This is a genomic window from Methylomonas koyamae (genome assembly GCF_019669905.1).
Lineage (GTDB): Bacteria > Pseudomonadota > Gammaproteobacteria > Methylococcales > Methylomonadaceae > Methylomonas > Methylomonas koyamae.
The window spans coordinates 424263-447916 of record NZ_AP019777.1 but is presented as its reverse complement, the minus strand read 5'-3'; the positions used below and the strand labels follow the sequence as shown (position 1 = coordinate 447916).

25 protein-coding genes are annotated in these 23654 nt (G+C 57.9%); 14 read left to right on the top strand and 11 right to left on the bottom strand.

What is annotated here, in order from left to right; translation table 11 throughout:
• Positions 1–48: 48 nt before the first annotated feature.
• Both MKFW12EY_RS02080 and MKFW12EY_RS02075 read left to right on the top strand, forming a co-directional pair.
• Positions 49–1098 (top strand): threonine aldolase family protein, encoded by a 1050-nt coding sequence (locus MKFW12EY_RS02080; RefSeq protein WP_221053926.1) that lies wholly within the window; start codon positions 49–51, stop codon positions 1096–1098.
• Positions 1099–1205: 107 nt separating this feature from the next.
• Positions 1206–1466, top strand: coding sequence for a DUF2024 family protein (locus tag MKFW12EY_RS02075; RefSeq protein WP_054762316.1), 261 nt, complete (start codon positions 1206–1208; stop codon positions 1464–1466).
• Between the two features lie 541 nt (positions 1467–2007).
• On the opposite strand, the gene MKFW12EY_RS02070 is transcribed toward MKFW12EY_RS02075, so the two are convergent.
• The 3 genes from MKFW12EY_RS02070 to MKFW12EY_RS02060 form a co-directional block, all read right to left on the bottom strand.
• Complete coding sequence (locus tag MKFW12EY_RS02070) at positions 2008–2268, bottom strand: hypothetical protein (protein ID WP_221053925.1); 261 nt, start codon at positions 2266–2268, stop codon at positions 2008–2010.
• Positions 2269–2367: 99 nt separating this feature from the next.
• Entirely contained in the window at positions 2368–2823 is a 456-nt protein-coding gene (locus MKFW12EY_RS02065; protein WP_221053924.1) for a hypothetical protein, read from the bottom strand.
• A gap of 82 nt (positions 2824–2905) precedes the next feature.
• Positions 2906–3253, bottom strand: a complete 348-nt coding sequence (locus MKFW12EY_RS02060) for a hypothetical protein (RefSeq protein WP_157199424.1) — start codon at positions 3251–3253, stop codon at positions 2906–2908.
• Positions 3254–3475: 222 nt separating this feature from the next.
• Between MKFW12EY_RS02060 and MKFW12EY_RS02055 the strand changes: the two genes are divergently transcribed.
• Positions 3476–3688 (top strand): phage integrase N-terminal SAM-like domain-containing protein, encoded by a 213-nt coding sequence (locus MKFW12EY_RS02055; RefSeq protein WP_054762322.1) that lies wholly within the window; start codon positions 3476–3478, stop codon positions 3686–3688.
• A gap of 41 nt (positions 3689–3729) precedes the next feature.
• Here the strand turns inward: MKFW12EY_RS02055 and MKFW12EY_RS02050 are convergent, their stop codons facing one another.
• On the bottom strand, positions 3730–4320 hold the full coding sequence (locus MKFW12EY_RS02050) for a Uma2 family endonuclease (RefSeq protein WP_054762324.1): 591 nt from the start codon (positions 4318–4320) through the stop codon (positions 3730–3732).
• Between the two features lie 310 nt (positions 4321–4630).
• Between MKFW12EY_RS02050 and rlmH the strand changes: the two genes are divergently transcribed.
• From rlmH to MKFW12EY_RS02020, 6 genes are all read left to right on the top strand, one after another.
• The gene (gene rlmH, locus MKFW12EY_RS02045; RefSeq protein ID WP_221053923.1) at positions 4631–5095 is read left to right on the top strand and encodes a 23S rRNA (pseudouridine(1915)-N(3))-methyltransferase RlmH; all 465 of its coding nucleotides are present in this window, start codon (positions 4631–4633) and stop codon (positions 5093–5095) included.
• Between the two features lie 4 nt (positions 5096–5099).
• Entirely contained in the window at positions 5100–5678 is a 579-nt protein-coding gene (locus MKFW12EY_RS02040; protein WP_054762329.1) for a Maf family protein, read from the top strand.
• Complete coding sequence (gene rng / locus MKFW12EY_RS02035; RefSeq protein ID WP_064020301.1) at positions 5675–7132, top strand: ribonuclease G; 1458 nt, start codon at positions 5675–5677, stop codon at positions 7130–7132. The genes MKFW12EY_RS02040 and rng overlap by 4 nt, the downstream gene beginning before the upstream one ends.
• Before the next feature lie 9 nt (positions 7133–7141).
• On the top strand, positions 7142–10948 hold the full coding sequence (locus MKFW12EY_RS02030) for a YhdP family protein (protein ID WP_221053922.1): 3807 nt from the start codon (positions 7142–7144) through the stop codon (positions 10946–10948).
• 61 nt (positions 10949–11009) lie between these two features.
• Positions 11010–11828: a carbon-nitrogen hydrolase family protein gene (locus MKFW12EY_RS02025; protein WP_064020299.1), complete on the top strand. Its 819-nt coding sequence runs from the start codon at positions 11010–11012 to the stop codon at positions 11826–11828.
• A gap of 8 nt (positions 11829–11836) precedes the next feature.
• Positions 11837–12412: an outer membrane protein assembly factor BamC gene (locus MKFW12EY_RS02020; protein ID WP_064029801.1), complete on the top strand. Its 576-nt coding sequence runs from the start codon at positions 11837–11839 to the stop codon at positions 12410–12412.
• On the opposite strand, the gene moaC is transcribed toward MKFW12EY_RS02020, so the two are convergent.
• The gene (gene moaC / locus MKFW12EY_RS02015) at positions 12409–12903 is read right to left on the bottom strand and encodes a cyclic pyranopterin monophosphate synthase MoaC (RefSeq protein WP_054762339.1); all 495 of its coding nucleotides are present in this window, start codon (positions 12901–12903) and stop codon (positions 12409–12411) included. The two genes, MKFW12EY_RS02020 and moaC, sit on opposite strands and share 4 nt — an antisense overlap.
• 51 nt (positions 12904–12954) lie before the next feature.
• On the opposite strand from moaC, the gene MKFW12EY_RS02010 reads away from it, so the two are divergent.
• Both MKFW12EY_RS02010 and MKFW12EY_RS02005 read left to right on the top strand, forming a co-directional pair.
• Positions 12955–13188, top strand: coding sequence for a MoaD/ThiS family protein (locus MKFW12EY_RS02010; protein ID WP_054762341.1), 234 nt, complete (start codon positions 12955–12957; stop codon positions 13186–13188).
• A gap of 5 nt (positions 13189–13193) precedes the next feature.
• Complete coding sequence (locus MKFW12EY_RS02005; protein ID WP_054762360.1) at positions 13194–13646, top strand: molybdenum cofactor biosynthesis protein MoaE; 453 nt, start codon at positions 13194–13196, stop codon at positions 13644–13646.
• Here MKFW12EY_RS02005 and MKFW12EY_RS02000 read toward each other — a convergent pair.
• The 4 genes from MKFW12EY_RS02000 to trxA form a co-directional block, all read right to left on the bottom strand.
• Positions 13628–13885 carry a hypothetical protein gene (locus MKFW12EY_RS02000; RefSeq protein WP_054762343.1) on the bottom strand — a complete coding sequence of 86 codons (258 nt, stop codon included), beginning with the start codon at positions 13883–13885 and terminating at the stop codon, positions 13628–13630. The genes MKFW12EY_RS02005 and MKFW12EY_RS02000 overlap by 19 nt on opposite strands.
• Positions 13886–14043: 158 nt before the next feature.
• A complete protein-coding gene (locus MKFW12EY_RS01995) occupies positions 14044–15714 on the bottom strand; it encodes an ABC transporter ATP-binding protein/permease (RefSeq protein WP_197485158.1) in 1671 nt (556 codons plus the stop codon).
• A gap of 241 nt (positions 15715–15955) precedes the next feature.
• A complete protein-coding gene (rho, locus tag MKFW12EY_RS01990; protein WP_054762345.1) occupies positions 15956–17212 on the bottom strand; it encodes a transcription termination factor Rho in 1257 nt (418 codons plus the stop codon).
• A 164-nt stretch (positions 17213–17376) separates the two neighbouring features.
• The gene (gene trxA / locus MKFW12EY_RS01985) at positions 17377–17703 is read right to left on the bottom strand and encodes a thioredoxin TrxA (protein ID WP_054762347.1); all 327 of its coding nucleotides are present in this window, start codon (positions 17701–17703) and stop codon (positions 17377–17379) included.
• A 101-nt stretch (positions 17704–17804) separates the two neighbouring features.
• Between trxA and rhlB the strand changes: the two genes are divergently transcribed.
• Positions 17805–19136, top strand: coding sequence for an ATP-dependent RNA helicase RhlB (gene rhlB, locus MKFW12EY_RS01980; protein ID WP_054762349.1), 1332 nt, complete (start codon positions 17805–17807; stop codon positions 19134–19136).
• On the opposite strand, the gene yrfG is transcribed toward rhlB, so the two are convergent.
• The gene (gene yrfG / locus MKFW12EY_RS01975) at positions 19051–19728 is read right to left on the bottom strand and encodes a GMP/IMP nucleotidase (RefSeq protein ID WP_054762351.1); all 678 of its coding nucleotides are present in this window, start codon (positions 19726–19728) and stop codon (positions 19051–19053) included. The genes rhlB and yrfG overlap by 86 nt on opposite strands.
• Positions 19729–19873: 145 nt before the next feature.
• Here yrfG and MKFW12EY_RS01970 point away from each other — a divergent pair, with 145 nt between their 5' ends.
• Together MKFW12EY_RS01970 and nudE are read left to right on the top strand one after the other, a co-directional pair.
• The gene (locus MKFW12EY_RS01970) at positions 19874–21376 is read left to right on the top strand and encodes a methyl-accepting chemotaxis protein (protein ID WP_221053921.1); all 1503 of its coding nucleotides are present in this window, start codon (positions 19874–19876) and stop codon (positions 21374–21376) included.
• Positions 21377–21420: 44 nt separating this feature from the next.
• A complete protein-coding gene (gene nudE / locus MKFW12EY_RS01965; RefSeq protein ID WP_054762356.1) occupies positions 21421–21972 on the top strand; it encodes an ADP compounds hydrolase NudE in 552 nt (183 codons plus the stop codon).
• 1 nt (position 21973) lies between these two features.
• Here nudE and MKFW12EY_RS01960 read toward each other — a convergent pair whose 3' ends face one another.
• The gene (locus MKFW12EY_RS01960; RefSeq protein WP_221053920.1) at positions 21974–23653 is read right to left on the bottom strand and encodes a BatD family protein; all 1680 of its coding nucleotides are present in this window, start codon (positions 23651–23653) and stop codon (positions 21974–21976) included.
• Position 23654 lies beyond the last annotated feature (1 nt).

Below are 23654 nucleotides of genomic sequence, written 5' to 3'. Positions count from 1 at the left end.
CGCCGAACCGGAACCCTTTTTCCAGCAACTCAACCGCGTCGATACCCCATGAATTTCGCATCCGACAACTGGGCCGGTACCCATCCGGCAATCGCCCAACACCTGCTGGCCGCCGGTAGCGGCTTCGCCGCACCTTACGGCAACAGCGAACTGGACCGCAACATCGAACGCCGCTTCTGCGAATTGTTCGAACGCGAGGTTGCGGTATTTTTCGTCGGCACCGGCACCGCGGCCAACGCACTGGCCTTGGCTGCAATCAACCGCCCCGGCGGCGTCACGTTTTGCCACCGCGAAGCGCACATGCTGGAAGACGAATGCGGCGCGCCGGAGTTTTTCACCCACGGCGCCCGGCTGGCGCCGGTCGACGGCGACTTGGGCAAGATCGACCCGGCCAAACTGGCCGCCGAAATCGGCCGCTTTCCGCCCGGCTTCATCCACGCCGGCCAGCCGATGGCGGTCTCGATCACCCAGGCCACCGAAATCGGCACGCTGTACCGGCCCGATGAAATCGCCGCCATTGCCGAGGTCGTCCGCCGGCACCGGCTGCCTTTGCACATGGACGGCGCCCGCTTCGCCAACGCGCTGGCCGCACTGCAATTGACGCCGGCGCAAATGACCTGGCAACTCGGGGTGGACATCGTCTCGTTCGGCGCCACCAAAAACGGCTGCTGGTGCGCCGAGGCCTTGGTGTTCATGGACCCGGACGCAGCGAAAGACTTGCCGTTCATCCGCAAACGCGCCGCGCAATTGTTCTCCAAAAGCTGCTTCATTGCCGCCCAATTCGAAGCCTATTTGCAAGACGGGTTATGGCTGGAGCTGGCCGGCCACGCCAACGCGATGGCGGCCCGGCTGCAACAAGGTATTGCCGCTTCCCGCTGCGCCCGCCTGGCCTGGCCGGCAGAAGCCAACGAGGTGTTTGCCGTGTTGGAACGGAGCGATGCCGAGCGGCTGCGAGAAGCCGGCGCGGTGTTCTACCCGTGGAATCCGCCGCATGCCAACACCGGCCTGCTCGCCGACAACGAGGTGTTGCTGCGGCTGGTCGCCAGCTTCGCCACAGAAGCCGAAGAAGTGGACCGCTTTATCCAACTATTGCAATGATCGGCCGCGTTCTGCAAAGCAATCGGCAAATTAGTATTGATTCGATATAAAATAGCTCGACCGGATATGCCGGCCAATACCGATTTTTTGCACCAGGAGAACCCACTATGCAGATCCATGTTTACGACACTTACGTCACCGCCGGCGACGGCCGCTTGATGCACTTCGACGTGTTCACCGCGGAACGCGACGACCAACAGGCAATCGCCTATGCCAAACAATGGCTGGCGTCGATTGGCGAAGCGGACGCAACGGTCAGCAGCAAGGAATGCCGTTTCTGCCACAGCCAGAAAGCGCCGGCCGACGTAATCGACAGCATCAAACGCGACGGATTCTTTATTTACAAAATGGAAGGCTGCCCGGCTTAGTCGGAACTTACTCTACGGGGCTGGCGCGAGTTAGAAGCGGGTGGATTGAGCGTTTTGTCAGGAAAATGCCTCAGGATTCGAACTTGGCTTTTGGGATACCGGATTGGCGAATGGCCTTCCTCGTTCCCACGCTTCTGCGTACCCGAAGGGCATAAATGGGAACGCATATCAGCCTGCATACAGTAGGTATTACAACGGAGGACCGCTCATCGTTATACGCAACGTCGCGCCCGCAGGACGCGGGCATCCAGTGCCATGGACGGTACTTTCAAACATCCTTTTGCCTTCGCGGTCTAAGGCCCCGGCACAAATCGGTCTGGAATGGATTTGCATTACCACCGGGGTGTCAGGCAGGGCAGCCTGACATGAGTCCCTGCCGGAATGACGGTTACAAGCAAAGATGCGTATAACAGCTAGCCGTCATCACAACCAGAGATAGAGGCGACTATAGCAAGAAAGGTAATGGCTCCGATCTGTTTCATACAGCTAACGCCAAGCTAAGGGGCGCGCAGCGAAGCGGAGCGTCCCTTTGGGCGACGTGTTATGGTGCCGGCTTGATGAATTGTTCATAACATTCCGTACAAAGCCAATTGTCTTTCTCGCTTCGATAGCCAACGCCATGTTCAGCGTCATCGCTCTCGTAAAGTTTCCACCAACAGATTTGGCAGTGGTCATGGTCCCATGTTTCATTTCCAGACCAGGTTTCCATATTCCACTGCTCGCCCTTCGCCCACTGCACGGACTCTTCGATATCCTCGTTCTTCCAAGAATCTCCGTGAATGGTGACATATGTTTCAGCCATTTCCTTTTGAACCATAACGAAAAGGTTAACTTGACGGCAAATGCGTAGCGACGATAGGAGCGTAGCTTTTGACGGTCAAGTTGACTCGCTGGTTGGACGTCATTTTCTGCCAAGCTCCGGAAAGCATGGATTCGTGGTTTTCCAGCCTTGTTCAGCATGCGCCTGCTTTGCCTTGCTGTCTGGAAGTAGAAGATCAAGCGGTATCTCTATTTGATCCTCCGAAAATCTAAGAGCCAGATTCCAATGGGGCCCTGCATCGTTAAAACCACGGTACGTTTCAAAGGCCTCGAAATCACGAGGGACGAAGCCAGATTTGGTTTTCAATTCTTTTGACTGGTCAGGCGTTAGCCAGAGCACGTAAGGTGTGTACTTGTTCATGGTCTTGAAGCTCTCAAGATAGCAGGTGCGGAATTGATTGATGACGCCCTTCTGTTCGGGAGTCAGCGTGAAAACCATGACTGGCCCGATGTAGCGACCATTCTTCAGCGGGACACCCTCTGCCCATGCGGTGCGGGTTATAACTAGTGCAGCGAGGATGAGAGAAACAGTCTTCATGACGCCCAACGTAAAGCTAAGGGTCGCGCCGAAGGCGCGTCCCAGCGACCGGAGGGAGCCAACTTGAGCATAGGGTTGGGCATCATTTCACCGGCTCCGTTGGGTCAAGATCGGCACGGTCTGGCTGGGATGGCACGTAGAAAAACCAAGTAAAGAATTCTTTGGGCTTTCCTCCTTCGAGTACTGGCGTGTATTTCTTCTGAAGCACGATCTGACGCGCTGCATCCACGTATTTTTGTGGCGGTTGCACCTTCACTGGTATCACAGTACCGCTGAGAGGATCTGTGACTTCAACTAAGCGAAATGCTTTCAGTCCACCATCAGCGTCAATGGTGATGCCGAAGGTCGCAGCGTAGAAGGGCCGTGTCTCCGCCGCTCGCGCGGAATACGAAATGACGATTGCCAGAAGAACTATTGCGATAAAGCGCATGACACTCCTTGTAATGCCCAACTATTGATTATCACGAAAATCTGCCCGACGAGCTGTATTGCCTATCTTTTCGGAAACTTTGCCTTGATAACGGCCAAACCGTGCATATATGCCTTGATAACCTGATATTAGCCATAAATTCCGGCGGATTTGACTCTTCAATTAATCAGCGCCTGAATATATTCGCTAATCATTAGATGTCAAGCATCAAACCCGCCGACCTTGCTGGATGACTTGCGCCGCATCATGCGGCTCAAGCATTATTCGCTACATACCGAGCGGATCTATTGCGAGTGGATCAAGCAGTTCGTCAAGTTTCATCGGCTTGGCGAAAGAGCCTCCTTGTTCGAGGACGCCGAGGCCAAGATCGAGGCGTTTTTGAGTTATCTGGCCACCGAACGCCAAGTGGCTTCGAAAAATCGGGGTCAGGTCTAGCAATCAAGCATTTGCATGTCGACCGACAAGACGCAACTGACTTACCCCTCCCCGCCTGCATTGTCCTCAAAAACCTTATCGTAAACCTCGCGCAAGCTGAGCCGGCAATCGATGCTTTCCAGCGCTACGCTTGCTTCCAGGCCCAGCGTCTCGCTCAATATCCAGACTTCGCCTTGACGCAGATAACGTTCGATACCAGGCTGGTCTTGCATCACCAGCAGATATTCGCGCAAGCTGGGTATTTTTCGGTAATGGGCAAACTTGCCGCCGCGGTCGTAGGCTTCGGTGGATGGCGACAGCACTTCGATAAGCAGCATCGGATTGAGCAAAGTATCGACCTGCGCATCTTCGAACTCGGGTTTACCGCAAACCACGGCGATGTCGGGATAGTGGTAACTGCAAGCTTCGGTGGCCTTGACCCGCATGTCGTTGATGTAGGCTTCGCAGGGACGGCTTTTCAGTTGCTGACTGAGTTCTCTATAAATATTTCCGGAAATTAAATTATGTTCCCGGCTGGCGCCGGTCATCGCATAAATTTGCCCGTCGTGGAATTCGCTTTTAATCGATGTGCTGCGCTCCAGACTTAAGTATTCTTCGGCGGTATAACGGGTTTGTTGAAGCACGGTGGACATGAGTCACCTCGGCAAATCAAATGTATTTGAACCAAGCATATTACAGCGACTCGCGGCTCGGCAAGCGCCCGGCAAATGGGTTGGGACGCATGGTTTTGCGAAGAAAAGCGGCTATGAGCAAGCTGGCGATCATCAGATCGGTGCATGGCGGCGCTAGATGAAAGGCTGTTTCGCAAAAATGAAGCCGGCCGCAACGAACACATCGCTGTCAAATCGACTTTCTGCCACACCTTCCCCTATCGGGAAATCCCCCGCCACGCCAAACGCCATCGCATTGTCACACCCATAACATCTGTGTATCCTCCCCGCCATGCAAATTCATCTGATCGCCGTCGGCAACAAGATGCCGGACTGGGTACTGCAAGGATATAATGACTACGCCAAGCGGCTGCCGCGGGAATGCGAATTGGTGTTGCGCGAAATCGCGCCGGACAAGCGCAAAAGCGGCGACGTGGCCCGCATTACCCGCGACGAAGGCGAGCGCATGATCGCAGCGTTGCCGCCGCGGGCGCACGTCGTGACGCTGGACATCCCCGGTAAACCGTGGTCTACGCCCGATCTGGCCCAAGCCTTGCAACGTTGGCTCGGCAACGGCCAGCCGGTCGCGCTGATGGTCGGCGGCCCGGAAGGCCTGGCGCCGCAGGTCAAGGAGCTGGCGCGCGAATCCTGGAGCCTGTCGCCGCTGACCTTCCCGCATCCGTTGGTCCGCATCGTCGTCGCCGAACAGATTTACCGGGCCTGGAGTCTGCTCAACAACCACCCTTACCACCGTTAACGGCATGCAAGCACAACTGATCCTGGCTTCGGCCTCGCCGCGCCGCAGCGGATTGCTGAAGCAAATCGGCATCCGCCACGCCGTGATGGCCGTCGCTATCGACGAAACCCCATTCCCCGGAGAAGATCCGGCCGCTTACGTCGAGCGGGTAGCCGCCGAAAAATCGGCCGTCTGCGCCAGCCAAAACGACAGCCTTCTGCCGGTATTGGCCGCCGATACCAGCGTGATTTGCGACGGCCGGATTCTGGGCAAGCCCGACGACTTGCAACACGCCATCGAGATGCTGAGCCGGCTATCCGGCCGCAACCACCAGGTTTACAGCGCAGTATCTTTGCGCAGCGCAGGCCGCCACTGGCAGGCTTTGAGCGTCAGCGAGGTCCGCTTCCGGCCGTTGAGCCACCAGGAAATCGTCGGCTATTGGCAGACCGGGGAACCTTGCGATAAAGCTGGTGCCTATGCGATTCAGGGGCTGGCCAGCGTGTTTATCGAGTCGATCACCGGCAGTTTTTCCGGCGTGATGGGCCTGCCGCTGTTCGAAACCGCACAACTATTGAGCCAAGCCGGCATAGAAGTCATTCAATGAGCGAAGAAATCTTAATCAATGTGACGCCGCCGGAAACCCGGGTCGCCGTCATCGAAAACGGCGTGTTGCAGGAACTGATCATCGAGCGCGTTCGCCAGAAGGGCCTGGTCGGCAACATTTATAAAGGCGAGGTGTGCCGGGTATTGCCGGGCATGCAGGCGGCCTTTGTCGATATTGGCTTGGACAAGGCCGCCTTTCTGCATTTGTCCGATTTCAGCAGCCAGGAGCTGGCCGAAAAAGGCTCGGAGAATATCGAACATTACCTGAAGGAAGGCCAAAAGCTGGTGGTGCAGGTCACCAAAGACCCGCTCGGCAACAAGGGCGCCCGGCTCACCACCGATATTTCCATTCCGTCGCGTTACCAAGTTTATATGCCTTACGCCGGCAATTCCGGCGTGTCGCAGCGCATTGACAGCGAATCCGAGCGGGTAAGGTTACGGGCCTGTATCGAAGCCTATCAGCAAAAACACCAGGTCCCGGGCGGCTTCATCGCCCGTACCGCCGCCGAATGCGTCGAGGAAGTGATTCTGTATTCGGACATGACCTTCCTGCACAAACTGTGGGAGTCGATCCTGGACAAGAGCAAAAAGGCCAAGGTCAAATCGCTGATCCACGAAGACTTGCCGCTCAGCATCCGCACGCTGCGCGACCTGTACAAGGACGGCATCGAAAAAATTCGGGTCGACTCGAAGGAAACCTTTTTAAAGCTGGTCGAATTCGCCGAAACCTTCGTGCCGGAAATCGTCTCGGTCATCGAACACTATTCCGGCGAGCGGCCGGTGTTCGACATTTACAACGTCGAGGACGAGATCAGCAAGGCGCTGGACCGCAAGGTCAAACTCAAATCCGGCGGCCATCTGGTGTTCGACCAGACCGAATCGATGACGACTGTCGACGTCAACACCGGCGGCTACGTCGGCGGCCGCAATCTGGAAGAAACCATTTTCAAAACCAATCTGGAAGCGGCGCAGACCATTTCCCGCCAACTGCGGCTGCGCAATCTGGGCGGCATCATCATCATCGATTTCATCGACATGCAGAGCGACGAGCACAAGAAACAAGTGCTGGCCGCGCTGCAGCGCAATCTGGAAAAGGACCACGCCAAGACCAAGATCACCGAGGTGTCGGCACTGGGCCTGGTGGAAATGACCCGCAAGCGCACCCGCGAGAGCCTGGAGCACATCTTGTGCGAACCCTGTTCGACCTGCGGCGGCCGCGGCGTGTTGAAAACCGCCGAATCGATCTGCCTGGAAATCTTCCGCGAAATTATCCGCGTCGTCCGCCAATACAGCGTGCAGCAGATTCTGGTGCTGGCCTCGGAGCAAGTGGTGGAAATGCTGCTGGACGAGGAAGCCGACATGCTGGCCGAGCTGGAGGTGTTTCTGAAGGTGGCGATCAAGATTCGCGCCGAAGCCGAATATAACCAGGAACACTACGACGTGGTGTTGCTATAGGCTAACGTTTTGCTTATCCACCGCCATGTCAGCCGGGCTACCCGGCATCTGCTGTTCTGGTCGCTGATCGCGGCGGCCTTTGCGCTTAGCGCGGTCAGGCTGTTTCTGGTCGATATTGCCGACCACCGGCAACGGCTGGAAAGCGAGATTCGCCGCATCAGCGGCGTGCCGCTGCATATCGGCCGGCTCAGCGCCAAGATGCGCGGCTTCAGCCCGGAATTGATTCTGCGCGACATAACGATAGACGCCGCGGAAGCCGGCAGCAAACCGGCGATCAGTTTGCAACAGGTCAGGATCGGCGTCCATTTGCTGGAATGGTTGTTTACCCAGGATGCGATGGCCTCCGGCTGGGTCACGCTGGTCGGCGCCAAATTGGACATCATCCGCGACGCGGACGGCTCGCTGCGCATCAAAGGCTTGCACAGCAGCGACGAGCAGCCGCTGTGGCTGCTGGAAGGCGGCCAGTACGAAATCCTGCAAAGCCAAGTCACTTGGCTGGACTTGAAACGGCAGCGGCCGCCGGTGACGATAACCAATTTCGATTTGCGCATCGAAAACGACCGCGCCGAACAAAACCACGAAATTCATCTCATCAGCCGGCTGCCGGACACGCTGGGCGATAGCCTGCGGATTTCCGCGCTATTGCACGGCAATATTTTCCAGGCCAATGCGCTTAACGGCCGGATCTACGTCGAAGGCGACAATCTGCAGGGGCCGGCCTGGTTGATCGAAGACTTGCCGGCCGGACTGCACCTTTATTCGGGCTCGGGCGATATCCGGCTGTGGAGCGATTGGCGCGACTCGGCGCCTTACCGGATCGCCGGTTACGTCCAGGGCCAACAGATTAAAATCGGCAAACAGAACGGCAAAGCGCTGGAACTGGACACCTTCGAGGGCAATCTGGCCTGGAGCGAAACCGGCGGCCGCCAACGCTGGGGCGTTTACGACATGAATGCGGTCAGCAACCGCCAGCGCTGGCGCGGCGGCGAGTTTTACCTACAGCGCGACGCCCAAGGCAATCTCGGCGGCCGTATCGAAATATTGAATTTGCAGGCCCTCGACCATTTGACCGCGCCTTTTCTGGCCGACGCCGCCGGCTTCGAGCGCTGGCTGAAACTAAATCCGCGCGGCGAATTGCGCGATACGGCATTTTATGGCGACAGCACGTTGCAGCATTACGCCCTGCACGGCGAATTTGCCGAGCTCGGCATAACCGGCGGCGACGGCGTACCGCAATTGCAAGGCTTGCGCGGCAGCATCAGTGCCGGCGACCAGCGCGGCCGGCTGGATTTCGCGACCGAACGCGCCGGCTTCGACGCGCCGGAACTGTTCCGGGACAAGCTGGAGATTGCCCGCCTGAGCGGCAGCCTGGACTGGGTGCAAACCGGCAGCGATTGGCAGATTTCGAGCGACGGCCTGCAATTGGACAGCGCCGACTTCCAAACCAACACCCGGCTACAATTGAGCTTACCGAACGACGGCTCCAGCCCGGTACTGGACATGCATACCCGCTTCGGCAATTTCGCCGACATCGGCAAAGTGCCGCGCTACCTGCCGGCCAAAATCATGGGCAAGGACGCCGTAGCCTGGCTGGACGACGCCTTTATCGGCGGCCATATCGACCACGGCGAAATGCTGTTGCAGGGCAAGCTGGCGGACTTTCCGTTCAGCAACGGCGCCGGCCGTTTCGAAGTCGTGTTCGCGATAGACGACGGCGAAATCCAGTTCAACGCGTTGTGGCCGCATTTGCGCGCGGTGCACGCCGACGTCCAATTTCTCGGCGCCGATCTGCAAGTTGCCATCGACGGCGGCCATAGCGAAGAGGTCGATATCGGCCAGGCCGTGGTAACCATTCCCGATCTGGCCGACAGCGATTACGTTTACGTCTGGGGCCAGGTACACAGCAAGCTGCCGCAAAGCCTGCAATACCTGCAAAAAACCCCGCTGCACGTCAAAACCGACCCGCTGGCCAAGGTGCTGGCACCGGAAGGCGACACGCGAGTCGATCTGGACCTGAAAATCGCTTATTACGAAACCCTGCCCACCACGGTTAAAGTCGATGCCCATCTGGACAAGGCGCGCTTGGTGCTGAAGCCGGTCGACCTGCTGGTCGACAATATCGGCGGCGTGCTGCACTTTACCGAAGACCGCGTCAGCAGCAGCCCGCTCGAAGCCAGAGCCCTGGGCTATCCGATCCGCGGCCAACTGCAAAGCGACCAGAGCGCGACGCAATTGTTGATCAGCGGCGTTACCGACGTCGACCGCCTGCAAAAGCAATTCGCTTTCTTGAAAAACCAGGCCGCCAAGGGCGGCTTCAATTACCAGGCCGCACTGACCCTGCCTTACGCGGCCGACCAGCCGGACGTTTTGCAGATCACCAGCAATTTGCAAGGCGTCAGCCTGGATGCGCCGGAGCGGCTCGGCAAAACCGCCGGCGAGGAACGTGCGCTGAATTTGCGCTTTGTGCTGGACGACAGCGAATTCGTGCCGCTGCACATAGGTTACGGCCGGGATTTACAGGCAGCGCTGCAAATCGACGGTAAACGGAATGGCTTGCGTTCGGCGCATATCGTTTACGGCGAAGGCAGCGCGGAAATTTTCGACCGGCCCGGCCTGAAACTGGAAATCCGCCAGCCGCAATTCAAATTATCCGAAGCGCTGGCCGCTTTCGGCACCGGCGACGCCCCGGCACGGCTACCCCCGCTGCAGGAACTGGTGCTGGACAGCGGCGAGTTGATCTGGCAAGGCCACCAATTCGGCGCGGTCGCCTGCAGTATGCAGCATAGCGGCCAAGCCTGGCAGGGCACCATCGACAGCGCGATGGCCAGCGGCCGCTTCGCGATTCCGGACCAGCGCGGCGGCGCCGAACGCATCCGCCTGCAGATGGAGCATCTGAATCTGACCGCCATGGAAGGGCTGAATTTCGGCGAGGCCGAAGAGGCGGCCGTCGGCGACTTGCCGCTGATCGATATCGACAGCAAGCAACTGCTGTGGCGGAATGTGGACCTGGGCAATCTGAAACTGCGCACCGAAAGGCTGATCAACGGCATCCATTTCAAACACGTGCAATTGGCCAGCGTGGCCGGCACCATCGATTTCAGCGCCGACTGGTTGAAATTGGGCAGCGCCAGCTCCACCCAACTGACCGGCAAATTGAACATGAAGGGCTTCGGCTTGTTCCTGTCGCAACTCGGCTTTACCGACGACTTCCGCGGCACCGACGCCGAAATCGGCTTCAACGGCAGTTGGCGCGGCGGCCCGCAGCAGTTTTCGCTGGCCGACGTCAACGGCCAACTCCGGCTCAAACTCAGCGACGGCCGCATCTCCAGCATCGAACCCGGCTTCGGCCGCTTGCTCGGACTGATCGCGATGGAACAATGGGCCAAACGCCTGAGTCTGGATTTCAGCGACGTTTACCGCCAGGGGCTGGCCTTCGATACGATTACCGGCACCGTCAAAATCAGCAACGGCCTGGCGTATTCCGACGATCTGGTGATCGACGCGGTCTCGGCCAAACTCAGCGTCGCCGGCAGCGCCGACTTGGTCCGCAAGACCCTGGACCAGCGGGTGGCGGTAGTGCCCAAGAGTTCCGGCGCCGTTCCCATTGCTGGTACAATCGTCGGCGGCATCGCCGCTATCATCACCCAGGCGGTGACCGACGATTACAAAGAGGGATATTTCTTCGGCTCGCAATACAAATTAAGCGGGCCGTGGGGCAATGTCGAAGTCACGCCGCTGCACGACCAGGACGGTTTGGTGAAGAAAGCCTGGCGCAGCCTGACCGGCTTCGAGTGGCTGGACTCGCTCGGCAAATGACCGGCCCGGCGCCGGTCCGCCCCAGCGCGCAATCAACCTAAAAAACCAACAGGGACTACTCATGACACTATGTGCCGCCATTCAAATGGCTTCCGGGCCGCAAGTCAGCGCCAATCTGCTGGAAGCCGAAAAACAAATTGCCGAAGCGGTCAACGCCGGAGCCAAACTAGTGGCTTTGCCGGAAAACTTTGCCATCATGGGCATGAACGAATACGACAAAGTTAAAGTGGCCGAAGCCGACGGCCAAGGCCCGATTCAGGAGTTTCTGGCCGCCACGGCGAAAAAATACGGCATCTGGATCGTCGGCGGCACGATGCCGATGCAGGCCTCGGTGCCGAATAAAGTCCGCGCAGCCTGCCTGATTTACAACGACCAGGGCGAACGCGTGGCGCGATACGACAAGGTGCATTTGTTCGACGTCAGCGTTCCCGACACCGCCGAGGAATACCGCGAATCGGATTCGGTAGAAGCCGGCGAAGGCTCCTGCGTGATCGATACCCCGTTCGGCCGCCTGGGCGTCGCCGTCTGCTACGACCTGCGCTTTCCGGAATTTTTCCGGCCCATGGCCCGCAAAGGCCTCGACATCTTGGTGATTCCGTCGGCCTTTACCGCCAAGACCGGTGCCGCACACTGGGAAGTGCTGCTGCGGGCGCGGGCCATCGAAAACCTGTGCTACGTACTGGCGCCCAACCAGGGCGGCTTCCACATCAACGGCCGGCAAACTTACGGCCACAGCATGGTCATCGACCCTTGGGGCGTGGTGCTGGATTGCTACAAAACCGGTCCCGGTTTCGTCTGCGGCGAGATCGATAAAAACCGGTTGGAAAAAATGCGAGCCTCGTTCCCGGTGCTGGAACACAGACGCTATTTTTGCGAGTGAATCCGGTTATGTTGAAACGAGTCCGCCACGTACTTCCCTGCTTGCTATTGGCCGCCTGCGGCGAAACGCCCGAGAAATACCGCGACACCCACCACTTGGAATTACCGCCGGTATTGCCGATCGAGCACACCAATCCGCAACCGGCCATCGACGCCGACGACTTGAAACCGAAATCGGTCCTGGCAGGGCTGATGGCCTTCACCGACGGCGACAAACCGCTGCTGATCCTGAAGACCCGCGAAGAACGGGCCTGGGATATGTTGGCAACGGCTTTGAAAATCACCGACATTGAAATCCTGGATAAGAACCAGCAGGACGGCCGCTTTCAAGTGCGTTACGATCCGGATACGGCCGGCAAGGATCTGAGCCTAATCCGAACCTTGCTGAACAACCATTACGCCGAAGCCGAGTATCTGATTACGCTGCATCAGGAAACCGGCGGCATCCGTGTCAGCGCGGCTTTGGCCAAACCGGAAGAAATGGAGAGCGACGAAGACGGCTCAGCCGAATTGTTGCGCTTGCTGCACAAAACTATAGACGAGAAAATTCTGAACCGGAGCCCGCAGGCCAAACCGGAAAACTAAGGCGCGGCGGCGTCTGCCTGCCAATCCCCGGACTTGCCGCCACTTTTTTCCAACAGCCGCACGCCCTGGATCACCATGCCGCGATCGACGGCCTTGCACATGTCGTAGACGGTCAGCAAGGCAATCTGCGTCGCGGTCAGCGCTTCCATTTCGACGCCGGTCTGGCCGTTGGTTTTGGCCAATGTCCGGCAATAAACCCGATTCAGGCCGGCCTGGGGCTGCAGATCGATTTCGACGTGGGTCAGCGGCAACGGATGGCACAACGGAATCAGTTCCGCCGTCTTCTTGCTGGCCATGATCCCGGCGATTCTGGCCACGCCAAGTACGTCGCCTTTTTTATGCGCGCCGTTTACAATCAACGCCAGCGTTTCCGGCCGCATTTCGATATAGCCCTCGCAAACCGCGCTGCGCTGGGTGACGGCTTTGGCGCCGACATCGACCATGTGGACGTCCCCTGCGGCGTTGAAATGGGTGAGCGGCGAATTGGACATGGCAGATGGAATTATTGAAACAGCGCGCATTGTATTACCCGGTGGAACAGAATGTCGATCAAAGTGCTGTACTTCGCAAGCCTTAAAGACCAAGTTGGCCGTAGCGGCGACGAACTCCAGGTTTCGGCGCCGGTTTCGCTGCTGGAACTCTGGCAATTGGCGAATCCTGACCTGCCGCTGCCGAATGCTTTGCTGGCGGCGGTCAATATGAATTACGCAAGCCTGGATAGTCTGGCCAGCGACGGCGACGAGGTGGCGTTCTTTCCACCGGTCACGGGAGGTTGAAGGCTATGGCGGTGAAATTATCGGATACGGTTTTCGATCCTTGGCAAGAAATCGCGAACCACCAGCAAGCGGCCGGAATGGCCGGAAAATACGGCGCCACGGCCGTGTTCGTCGGCACGATGCGCGATTTCAACCAAGGCGATGCGGTCTGCGGCATGTATCTGGAACACTATCCGGGCATGACCGAGACCCAACTGCAACTGATCGTTACGCAAGCCACAAGCCAATGGCAGGTGCTGGAGACGCTGGTCGTACACCGCGTCGGCCGGGTCGAACCTAACGATACGCTAGTTCTGGTTGCGGTCTGGTCGGAACATCGCGGCGACGCCTTCGACGCCAGCCGCTTTATCATGGAAAATCTGAAAAGCCGGGCGCCGTTTTGGAAACGCGAAACGCTGGCTAACGGCGAGCAGCGCTGGGTCGATAAAAACAGCGGCGGTTACAAACGCCAATCTTGAGTCGTAAAGGCGTTGCCGGGTTGGCCTTCCAATTCGATACCCTTGGATTCCGTATCCAACAGCCGCTGTTGCAATTCGGCAATTTGCCGGTTCGCCGTCTCGATCTGCTGCTTCAGTTCGCCGATGGTTTCGTGAAGATATTCGAAATGAACCTGAAAATAACGGGCCGACGGAAAACCGGATTCGACCTTGTCGGCCGGCGAATCCGCCGGCCTGCTGCGAGAATGTCTTGATTTCATAAAATTACCTGAGCATGTTAAGGACTGCCCCGGCATTTGCGTCGCACCTCGGGCTCCTTATCCATTAAGACGTTTCAGAAACCAATTCCCCCACTTTTGCTATTAAAAATTTACCCGGGTCAAGTGTACCCATGGCCGACAATACATCCGGCCTGCGCTCAATTCAGCGTGATCCGGCGTTTATGCAAACCCTGTATCGTCGGCTGCTTGGTAATCGTCAGCATCGCCGCATGCGGCAATTTCTTATGGATCAGGCTAACCATTTCCACCTCGCCGTCGGGATCGAGCGAATCGAAGGCCTCCTGCATCAAAATCCACTTCGGCTTGTGCAGCAACAGCCGCACCAAGCCCAAACGTTGCTTTTGCTCGCGCTCCAAGCTTTTATCCCAGTCTGCCTGTTGGTTCAACTGCTCCACCAGTTCGCCGACGCCGGCCAATTGCATGATACTAGCCAATACTTCGGGATCGAACGCGCCGGCGTCGCTCGGGTAACAAATCGAGGCACGCAGAAGGCCAGTCGGCAAGTAAGGCTTGGGCGGCATGAAAAACATCGGTTCGTCGTCGGGCAGCTCTATCGTGCCTTCGCCCCAGGGCCACAAACCGGCGATGGCCTTGAACAATTTGTTGCCGGAAAATGCGTTACCGGCGATCAATACCCGCTCGCCGGCACGGATTTCTTCGTTCAGCATCGACACGCAGACGATATTGTCCAGCCGGCTAATGCACAAATTGCGGAATGCCAACACCGATCCTTCATTCTTGACGATGCGGATGCGGTGCGGATCGGGCTTGGCAATTTCCCGCTCCAATTGCTCCAGAGCTTTGCTCAAGCCCAGGATACGTTCTACCGACGCCCGCCATTCGGCGACCTTACCCATGTTATCCACCGGCCAGGACAAAGCGGCGACCATTTGCTGGAAGGCTTGGGCCGATTGCATCAAAGCACCCAGACTGATGGTTCCCAGAATGAAACGCGGCGCGGACACCAGGATCGGAAAAGCCATCGACAGGATGGAATAACCGGAACTGAACATGGTAATCCGCTGCCAGGCATGGGTTTGCTGGTTCCAGGCATCGACGATATTGCCGAACAAACGGTGAAAATGCGGATTTTCGTGGCGCTCGCCGTGGATTAACGCAATCGCCTGGGCGTTTTCGCGGGCCTTGACCAAGGCAAAACGGAAATTGGCCTCGACGGTTTGCCGGTTGTCGGTCGCCGTCGTTAACGGCCTACCTATCCACCAGCCGAGCACAGAAGCGCTAGCCGCGTAAATCAGGGCCAACCAGACCAGATGGCCTTGGATCGGAATTTCGGCAATGCCCAGGTCCATGGTCACGCTGCCGGACAATGTCCACAAAATCTCGGTAAAACTGATCAACAACAGCAGGCAATAGAACATGGTATGCAGCAAGTCGATCGCGTATTCGGTCGATATCCGCACGTCTTCGGCGATGCGGCCGTCGGGATTGTCGTGCTGGCCGGGAATGTGCGTGACCAGATAGTGCCGGCCGTCGCGCATCCACTGGCCGATCAGCTTGTCGGTCAGCCAACCGCGCCAACCGAGTTGCAAGCGGCGTTTCACCACCAGGTGCGTGGCGGTAATGGCGATGTTCGCCAGAAAAATCAGTACGATCAGCCCGATTTGGGTAAAGAAGCGCGACATCGAGCGCTGTTCCAGCGCATCGAACAGGTCCGCGCTCCATTCGGTGATAATCACCGAAACCGCGATTTGAGCGACGGTTAGCGCAACCAGCGCCGCCGACAGTCCGCGAATGCTGGCCTTATTTTCGGAACACCAGAAAGGTCCCGCCAGTCGGACGAACTGCATGAAAAATTTGCTGGTATTTCGCAAGGCCATCTCTCCGCGTAAAGGTCGGGGCGCAATATAACAAAATTAATCGCTTACACAACCAAGAAATATTTCGGTGTTATGGCGAACGCGGCTTAGACTGGAACTAGGTTGCTGTGCTGGCGGGAAAAAATGCGGCAGGGCGCAGGAGACTGGAAAACGGGGGAGGATCGGCGGCGAACGGCGAGCAGAGCGCCATCCGCCGACCCGAGGACAAGCATTAACGCTTCATCGAATCGAAAAATTCGGCGTTGGTTTTGAAGTCCTTCAGTTTGCCCAGCAAAAATTCGGATGCCGCCAATTCGTCCATCGGTTGCAGAATCTTGCGCAAGATCCAGGTTTTTTGCAGCTCGTCCGGATCGACCAGGTATTCTTCGCGGCGGGTGCCGGAACGGTTGATGTTGATGGCCGGATAGACCCGCTTTTCGGCAATTTTCCGCTCCAGATGCAACTCCATGTTACCGGTGCCCTTAAACTCCTCGAAAATGACCTCGTCCATCCGCGAGCCGGTTTCGACCAGCGCGGTAGCGATAATCGTCAAACTGCCGCCTTCTTCGATATTGCGCGCCGCACCGAAAAAGCGTTTCGGTTTTTCCAGGGCATTGGCGTCGACACCGCCGGACAGCAGCTTGCCGGAGGACGGCACCACCATGTTGTAAGCACGAGCCAAACGCGTAATCGAGTCTAACAGAATAACCACATCGTGCTTGTGCTCTACCATGCGCCGGGCTTTTTCGATCACCATGTCGGCGACCTGCACGTGGCGGGTAGCCGGTTCGTCGAAGGTGCTGGACACCACTTCGCCGCGCACGCAACGCTCCATCTCGGTCACCTCTTCCGGACGCTCGTCGATCAACAGCACGATCAGGTAGCATTCAGGGTTATTCTCGGCGATGGCGTGGGCAATGCTTTGCATGATCATGGTTTTACCGGCTTTCGGCGGCGACACGATCAGGCCGCGCTGGCCTTTACCGATCGGTGCGATCAAATCGATGATGCGGGCGGTCAAGTCTTCGCTGGTACCGTTGCCCTGCTCCAGGCGGAAGCGTTTGTTGGCGAATAACGGCGTCAGGTTGGAAAAGGAAATCTTGTTTTTGGATTGCTCGGGGGATTCGAAGTTGATGCTTTCCACCTTCAGCATCGCAAAGTAACGCTCGCCCTCTTTCGGCGGCCGAATCTTGCCGCTGACGGTATCGCCGGTGCGCAGGCCGAAACGCCGAATCTGGCTGGGCGATACGTATATGTCGTCCGGTCCGGCCAAGTAAGAACAACCCGGCGTGCGCAGAAAACCGAAACCGTCAGTCAAAATTTCCAGCACCCCATCGCCGAATATGTCTTCTCCGCTTTTCGCCTGCTTCTTCAAAATCGAGAAAATCAGTTCCTGCTTTCGGGCTCTGTCGATGTTTTCCAGCCCCAGGGATTCGGCGATAGCAATGATTTCTGTCGGTTGTTTAAGTTTTAACTCGGTAAGGTTCATGTTGACTTAGGGAAATGGAAGAAATGCAAAACAGCAGAAGGCTGTTTACGGCGGAAGAAGTGTGTTGGAAAAACTCGGGCGATCGGGGTGCGAGAAGCGGGCGGAATTCTAGCGCAATAACCGGACTTATCAAAACATTTTCGACAAGCCCGGTTGCAGCCGTACTACAGGTTGCTGTCGATGAATGCGGCCAACTGCGATTTGGTCAAGGCGCCGACTTTGGTAGCCTCCACCTCGCCGCCCTTGAAAATCATCAAGGTAGGAATACCGCGCACACCGTAGTGCTGCGGGGTCTTCGGATTTTCGTCGATATTGAGTTTGGCGACGGTCAGTTTGCCTTGGTACTCGGATGCGATTTCATCCAGTACAGGAGCAATCATTTTGCAAGGGCCGCACCATTCGGCCCAGTAGTCGACCAATACCGGTGAGCCGGCTTTTAAGACTGTTTCGTTAAAATCAGCGTCTGATACATGAAGGACTAGGTCGCTCACGCCATTCTCCGTTAGTTTGCAAAGCCAAGACTATAGTTTCGCCGCGCTTAAATTGTCAATCGATTTCAACCGCGCCGCATTTTGAGTTATTCTAGCGAGTTATGAAAAAAACACACTTAACGGAAACGCGATTTAGCAATCTGGAGCTGTCCGACTCCATCATCAAAGGTCTGAAAGAAGCGGGTTTTATCAACTGTACCCCTATCCAGGATAAGTCCCTGCCGTTATCCTTGCGCGGCAAAGACATCGCCGGCCAAGCGCAAACCGGCACCGGCAAAACCGCGACCTTCCTGCTCGCCACCTTCCAGCACTTGATCAACGACGAAAGCGAAAAAATCAAGAATCCGCGGGCACTGATCCTAGCGCCGACCCGCGAGCTGGCGATTCAGATCCACAAGGACGCACTGGTGCTGGGTAAGTATCTGAACCTGAAGTTAGCGCTAATCTACGGCGGCACCGATTACCAGAAACAACTGGACAAGATTAAGACCAACGTCGACATCATTATCGGCACGCCGGGGCGCATCATCGACTTCTACAAACAAGGCGCGTTTACGCTGGACAACATCCAGGTCACGGTGCTGGACGAAGCCGACCGCATGTTCGACCTGGGCTTTATCAAGGACATCCGTTTTCTGCTGCGGCGGATGCCGCCGGCCGACAAACGCCTGAATTTGCTGTTCTCGGCCACACTGTCCTACAAGGTTACCGAGCTGGCTTACGAACACATGAACAACCCGGTGCTGATCCGGATCGAACCCGAGGAAGTCACCTCCAAAGCCATCAAGCAAATCGCTTATTGCCCGGCCAACGACCAGAAGATTCCGCTGCTGCTGGGTTTATTGAAACACCACCAGCCGCAGCGCAGCATCGTCTTCGTCAATACCAAGCGTTGCGCCGAACGGCTCGACGATTACTTGCAATCCAACGGCTACAAAGTCGCGATGCTGAGCGGCGACGTGCCGCAGGAAAAACGGCAAAAACTGCTCGCCGCGTTTCAGGACAACCAGGTCAACCTGCTGATCGCCACCGACGTTGCCGCCCGCGGCCTACATATTCCGGACGTGTCTCACGTCTTCAACTACGACCTGCCGCAAGACGTCGAGGATTACGTGCACCGTATCGGCCGCACCGCCCGCTTCGGCGCCAGCGGCGAAGCGATCAGCTTCATCTGCGAGGAATACGCCTATTCGATGCCGGACATCGAAGACTATATCGGCGAAAAAGTACCGGTCGCGGCGATCGAACCGGAACTACTGGCCGAACACGTCGCCAAGCCGGAACGCCGCGAGCCGCGCGAACGGGTGGTACCGCACGGCAAACGTCCGCCGCGGCCCGAGCGCAAACCTAGGGAACACCGGCCGCATCCGGCTGCAAGCCAGGCATCAACGCCCGAAAATCCTCAATCGCCGGAAACTCCGCAATCGGCCTGACCGGGCGCCGGCTGTCCGGCTTGCTGATCGAAACCAGATGAGCAATGCCGAATTGGCGCGCCGAGCGCAGCACGGCCAGGCTGTCGTCGACCAACAAACTGCTGTGTTTCTCGAATAGATGTTGTTGCTGCAAAGCTTGCCAAAAGTCCTGTTGTTCCTTGGCAAAACCGAAGTCGTGGGAACTGACGATCTCGTCGAAGAAGCGGTGCAGACAGGTTTTCTCCATTTTCAGATTCAGACTGTCGCGGTGGGCGTTGGTCACTAACAGCAGGCGCCGCTTGCCGCGCAACGCATCCAGAAACTCGACCACGTGCGGATGCACCGCTATCAGGCCGGCCAGCTCCTGCTTCAAGCCGGCGATATTCAACCGCAACTCGCTGCTCCAATAATCCAGGCAATACCACTCCAGACGGCCTTCCATCGCTTTGAAGCGCGGCGCCAATGCTTGTTTGGCCTGCTCCAGCGTCAAGCCGTGCAATTGGGCGAAGCGTTTCGGCACGAATTCCTGCCAGAAATGGTTATCGAAATTCAGGTCCAGCAAGGTGCCGTCCATATCCAGCATCACCGTCTCGATTTGCCGCCAGTCCAACATCGCTAAAATTCTCCGTTAATTTTTCGCCAATTATAAGCCGGACGCCGCCGGCTACGGCAGCTTCGGCCAATTCAACCCTATCCGCCGTACCGGCAACGCTTTACAATGGCAAGCAAAGCTCAGGCACTAGACAAAGGAAGCCCATATGCGTGAATTGACTGTCAAAACCCGGCTCGGACTCGGATTCGGCGGAGTAATGCTGTTGCTGGCCGTCGTCGCCTTGGTCAGCGTCAACAACTTAAACGGACTGCTGGTCAATATCGAAAACATGGTCGAGGATAAATTTCCGAAAACGGTCTGGACCCACGACATCATCGACAACATCAACGTCATTGCCCGCTCGATGCGCAATACCCTGATCGTCAAAGACCAAGCCACGATCGAAAAAGAATTGGCGCGGATTCAGCAAGCTCGCGGCAAAATCAAGGAAAACCTGGACAAGCTCGACGCCAAAATCGACAGCCCCGAGGGCCGCCGCTTATTGCAAGCCATACTCGACGCCCGGACGCCGTATGTGGCGGCGCAAGACCGCTTTATCGCCCTGGCCCGGCAAGGCAAACAGCAAGAGGCCACCGACTACCTGCTAAACGAAATCCGGCAACTGCAAAGCCGTTACTTCGACAACGCAACCGCTTTGATCGCGTTTCAAACCGAATTGATGGAAGCCACCGGCAAGGAGGCGCGCACCGCGGTCAGCAATAGCGTTCGCATCATCGAGCTGATGGCTTTGCTGTCGGTGCTGTGCGGCGGCACCGCGGCTTACCTGATCACCCGCGGCCTGATGCGGCAACTGGGTGGGGAACCCAGTTACGCCGCGGCGGCCGTCAAACAAATGGCGGAGGGCGACCTGACGGCGCATATCGACATCCAACCCGGCGACACCGGCAGCCTGTTGTTCGATTTGAAAACCATGGCCGACCAACTCGCCGAAACAGTGCGCCAAGTGCAAAGCAACGCCGAAACATTGAGCATTGCTTCGCGGGAAGTCAACGCCACCGCGCAATCGATCAGCCAGGCCACAACGCAGCAGGCGGCCAGCGTCGACGAAACCACCAGCGCCGTCGAACAACTCAGCGCCTCGGTCCAACACAATTCGGCAAGCGCGCGCGCCACCGAACAATTGGCCAAATCCTCGGCCGAAGAAGCCGGTCAAGGCGGCGACGCGGTAACGGCGACGGTCAAGGCGATGCACCAAATCGCCAAAAAAATCGGCGTGATCGAAGACATAGCCTACAAAACCAACTTGTTGTCCTTGAACGCCGCGATCGAGGCGGCTTCGGCCGGCGAGCACGGCAAGGGCTTCGCCGTGGTCGCCGCCGAAGTCAGAAAACTCGCGGAAAACAGCCGCACGACGGCGGCGGAAATCAACGAATTGGCGTCCAACAGCGTCGCCATCGCCGAACGGGCCGGGCAATTGATCGGCGAGGTGGTGCCGAATATCGCCAAGACCTCGGAACTGGTGCAAGAGATCAGCGCCGCCTCCGACGAACAGGCTGTCGGCGTACGCCAGATTAGCGAGGCGATGCGGCAACTCGACAAAGTCACCCAGCAAAACGCGGCAGCGTCCGAAGAAATGGCGGCAACGGCGGAGGAACTCAACGCCCAGGCCGAACAGTTGCAAAGCGCGGTCGACTTTTTTCGGGTATAACCCAAGCCCGACCACCGGCCTTAATCGCTACCCCGCCAACGACCATGCCCAAGCGACCGAAAATCCTGAAACAGACGGTACTGGCCCAGACCCGCCAATTCTGCATCGAAGCGCTGGACCTGGAATTCAGCAACGGCGAACGCCGCCAATACGAACGGCTGGCGCGCAGCACCTCGCACGGCGCGGTACTGATCGTCCCGATGCTGGATCCGGAAACGGTATTGCTGGTCAGGGAATATGCGGCAGGCGTCCACCGCTACGAACTGGGCCTGCCGAAAGGCAAACTCGACGCCGGCGAAGATATGCTCAGCGGCGCCAACCGGGAGTTGAAGGAAGAAATCGGCTACGGCGCCGGCAAACTGCAACATCTGCACCGGGTCTCGCTGGCGCCGTCTTATCTGGAACACACCATCGACATCATCCTGGCCGAAGAGCTGTACCCGGAAAAATTGGAAGGCGACGAACCGGAGGAGTTACAGGTGGTCCCCTGGTCGCTGCGGGCCATCGACAGCTTGTTGGCCAGCGGAGAATGCAGCGAGGCGCGCTCTATCGCCGCGCTGTACATGGCTTTGGCCCACCTGGAGCGGCGCGGTTAGCTCAGATTTTGAACAACGGCTCCAGGCCGTCGCCGTTGTCCGCCACATCGCTGACCTGCCGCGGTTCGGCGCTGAACGCCGCCCACAAATCCCGTCCCTGCCAGTCCTGGCCGCCGGGGGTATACAGCAACCGGTTCAAGCTATCGATTTCGCTGCGCAGCGCCTCGCCGCAACAATTCGCCAAACCGGCCAAACTGTCGCTGCCGTAGCGGGTTTTGCCCCATTGCAACAATAATTGTTTGGCCGCCTGCGGATTGTTTTCCCAACAGGCCCGCTTCAAGGCTTTTTCCAGCGCGCTCTCGCCCGGAGCCTGGTTGCCGGCGCCGGTCCGGCCGCCGTTGCGGCGGCGGCGAACCAAGCCGATTACCGTCAGCAGCCACCCCAGCGCCAGAATGGCCGACACCGCCTGCCACACTCTGGTTTCCCTATCCGAGCAAACGCTGATCGGCATTGCGGCAACCGCGCCGGGTTCGGCCGGCTTGGCCGCGGCCGCGGCCGCGGCAACGTCCGGCTCCGCTGTTCCGGCGACGGCCAAGGCCTTGATTTTGGCGGCCGGCAATGCGGCTTCCTCGATTTTGTGGGTTTTGGTATTGAACCAGCGGATGTGCAACGCCGGCAGATTGTATTCGCCGGGCTTGGACGGAATGAAGGCGATTTTCTCCTCGCGCGACGCGGTTAAGCCGTCGCTTTGTTTGTCTTCGTTCAACAGCGGTTGGTCGGGATAGGTCTTGATGCCGTCGATAGGGGTTTTGTCGAACAACTCCGGCAACTGGCCGACCGTCGCCCCCTTGGCTTTCAGGGTCAAAGTGCGGGTCAGCGGCTCGCCGACTTTGGCTTGGCGGGAGGCGTCGGACCAACTCTCGCTCAATTCCAGCGATTCCGCGCCCAGCCAGGCGCCTTTAAACTCGGCCGGCACCGCGCGCACGTTCAGCGTCACGGCTTTCGATACCACCCGCCGGGTTTCGGTGCTGGGCCGGTTGAAAAAACCGTTGAATCGCGGCTGCTGCCGGCCGCTGACGTATTCGGCGTTCAACACCAGCGGCGCAATCGTGAACAGCCCGCTCTGCTGCGGAAAAATGGCATATTTGCGCTCGGTGACCCAATAATCGACGCCCTTGATCTGGGTCGAATAAGTGCTGTCCTCGCCCAGTTTTTCCACCAAGGCATCCTTGATTTCCGGCTCGCTCAGGCTGGCCTGGGTAATCTGGACCCGGCGGAACAATTTCAGCGTGTAAATCACCTGCGCCTGCACGTAAGGCTGCTCCGGCGTTGCCGAGACTTCCAGGAACAGTTCGTCGTCCTTTGCGGTCGGCTGCGCGGTTTCGGTCACCGTCAGCGCCAACGGCTTACTGCTGTCGGCACCGAAGGCAATCGCCGGTATCGTCAACTCGCCGCTACGTTTGGCCATTGCCGTCAAAAGCCATTGTTCGTTGCGGCTGCTTTTGCCGTTAACCCAGGACGCGCTAGTGCTGCGTTGTTGGTTGACGATCTCGAAATCCTGCCGTAACGGCTCGAAATCCGGACTGCCGTCCGGTTGTTCGGCCGCGGTAAAGGTGATTTGAAACGATTCGTTCAGCCCGACCGGATTGCGGTCCACCGCAACGCCGATCTCGGCGGCGGCAACGCCGCTCAGCCAAAACAAGCACAGCCCCAACCAACAAGGCAGCAAACAATTACGCATA

What these genes read in the sequence shown, in the direction of transcription:
- rhlB (WP_054762349.1), top strand. Translation starts at nt 17,805, where the DNA reads ATGAAAAAAACACACTTAACGGAAACGCGATTTAGCAATCTGGAGCTG.
- MKFW12EY_RS02075 (WP_054762316.1), top strand. Translation starts at nt 1,206, where the DNA reads ATGCAGATCCATGTTTACGACACTTACGTCACCGCCGGCGACGGCCGC.
- MKFW12EY_RS02020 (WP_064029801.1), top strand. Translation starts at nt 11,837, where the DNA reads ATGTTGAAACGAGTCCGCCACGTACTTCCCTGCTTGCTATTGGCCGCC.
- MKFW12EY_RS02010 (WP_054762341.1), top strand. Translation starts at nt 12,955, where the DNA reads ATGTCGATCAAAGTGCTGTACTTCGCAAGCCTTAAAGACCAAGTTGGC.
- MKFW12EY_RS02040 (WP_054762329.1), top strand. Translation starts at nt 5,100, where the DNA reads ATGCAAGCACAACTGATCCTGGCTTCGGCCTCGCCGCGCCGCAGCGGA.
- MKFW12EY_RS02060 (WP_157199424.1), bottom strand. Translation starts at nt 3,253, where the DNA reads ATGCGCTTTATCGCAATAGTTCTTCTGGCAATCGTCATTTCGTATTCC.
- rlmH (WP_221053923.1), top strand. Translation starts at nt 4,631, where the DNA reads ATGCAAATTCATCTGATCGCCGTCGGCAACAAGATGCCGGACTGGGTA.
- MKFW12EY_RS02050 (WP_054762324.1), bottom strand. Translation starts at nt 4,320, where the DNA reads ATGTCCACCGTGCTTCAACAAACCCGTTATACCGCCGAAGAATACTTA.
- rng (WP_064020301.1), top strand. Translation starts at nt 5,675, where the DNA reads ATGAGCGAAGAAATCTTAATCAATGTGACGCCGCCGGAAACCCGGGTC.
- MKFW12EY_RS02070 (WP_221053925.1), bottom strand. Translation starts at nt 2,268, where the DNA reads ATGGCTGAAACATATGTCACCATTCACGGAGATTCTTGGAAGAACGAG.
- MKFW12EY_RS02065 (WP_221053924.1), bottom strand. Translation starts at nt 2,823, where the DNA reads ATGAAGACTGTTTCTCTCATCCTCGCTGCACTAGTTATAACCCGCACC.
- MKFW12EY_RS02000 (WP_054762343.1), bottom strand. Translation starts at nt 13,885, where the DNA reads ATGAAATCAAGACATTCTCGCAGCAGGCCGGCGGATTCGCCGGCCGAC.
- yrfG (WP_054762351.1), bottom strand. Translation starts at nt 19,728, where the DNA reads ATGTTGGACTGGCGGCAAATCGAGACGGTGATGCTGGATATGGACGGC.
- rho (WP_054762345.1), bottom strand. Translation starts at nt 17,212, where the DNA reads ATGAACCTTACCGAGTTAAAACTTAAACAACCGACAGAAATCATTGCT.
- MKFW12EY_RS01960 (WP_221053920.1), bottom strand. Translation starts at nt 23,653, where the DNA reads ATGCGTAATTGTTTGCTGCCTTGTTGGTTGGGGCTGTGCTTGTTTTGG.
- MKFW12EY_RS02025 (WP_064020299.1), top strand. Translation starts at nt 11,010, where the DNA reads ATGACACTATGTGCCGCCATTCAAATGGCTTCCGGGCCGCAAGTCAGC.
- MKFW12EY_RS01995 (WP_197485158.1), bottom strand. Translation starts at nt 15,714, where the DNA reads ATGCAGTTCGTCCGACTGGCGGGACCTTTCTGGTGTTCCGAAAATAAG.
- MKFW12EY_RS02080 (WP_221053926.1), top strand. Translation starts at nt 49, where the DNA reads ATGAATTTCGCATCCGACAACTGGGCCGGTACCCATCCGGCAATCGCC.
- moaC (WP_054762339.1), bottom strand. Translation starts at nt 12,903, where the DNA reads ATGTCCAATTCGCCGCTCACCCATTTCAACGCCGCAGGGGACGTCCAC.
- MKFW12EY_RS01970 (WP_221053921.1), top strand. Translation starts at nt 19,874, where the DNA reads ATGCGTGAATTGACTGTCAAAACCCGGCTCGGACTCGGATTCGGCGGA.
- MKFW12EY_RS02005 (WP_054762360.1), top strand. Translation starts at nt 13,194, where the DNA reads ATGGCGGTGAAATTATCGGATACGGTTTTCGATCCTTGGCAAGAAATC.
- nudE (WP_054762356.1), top strand. Translation starts at nt 21,421, where the DNA reads ATGCCCAAGCGACCGAAAATCCTGAAACAGACGGTACTGGCCCAGACC.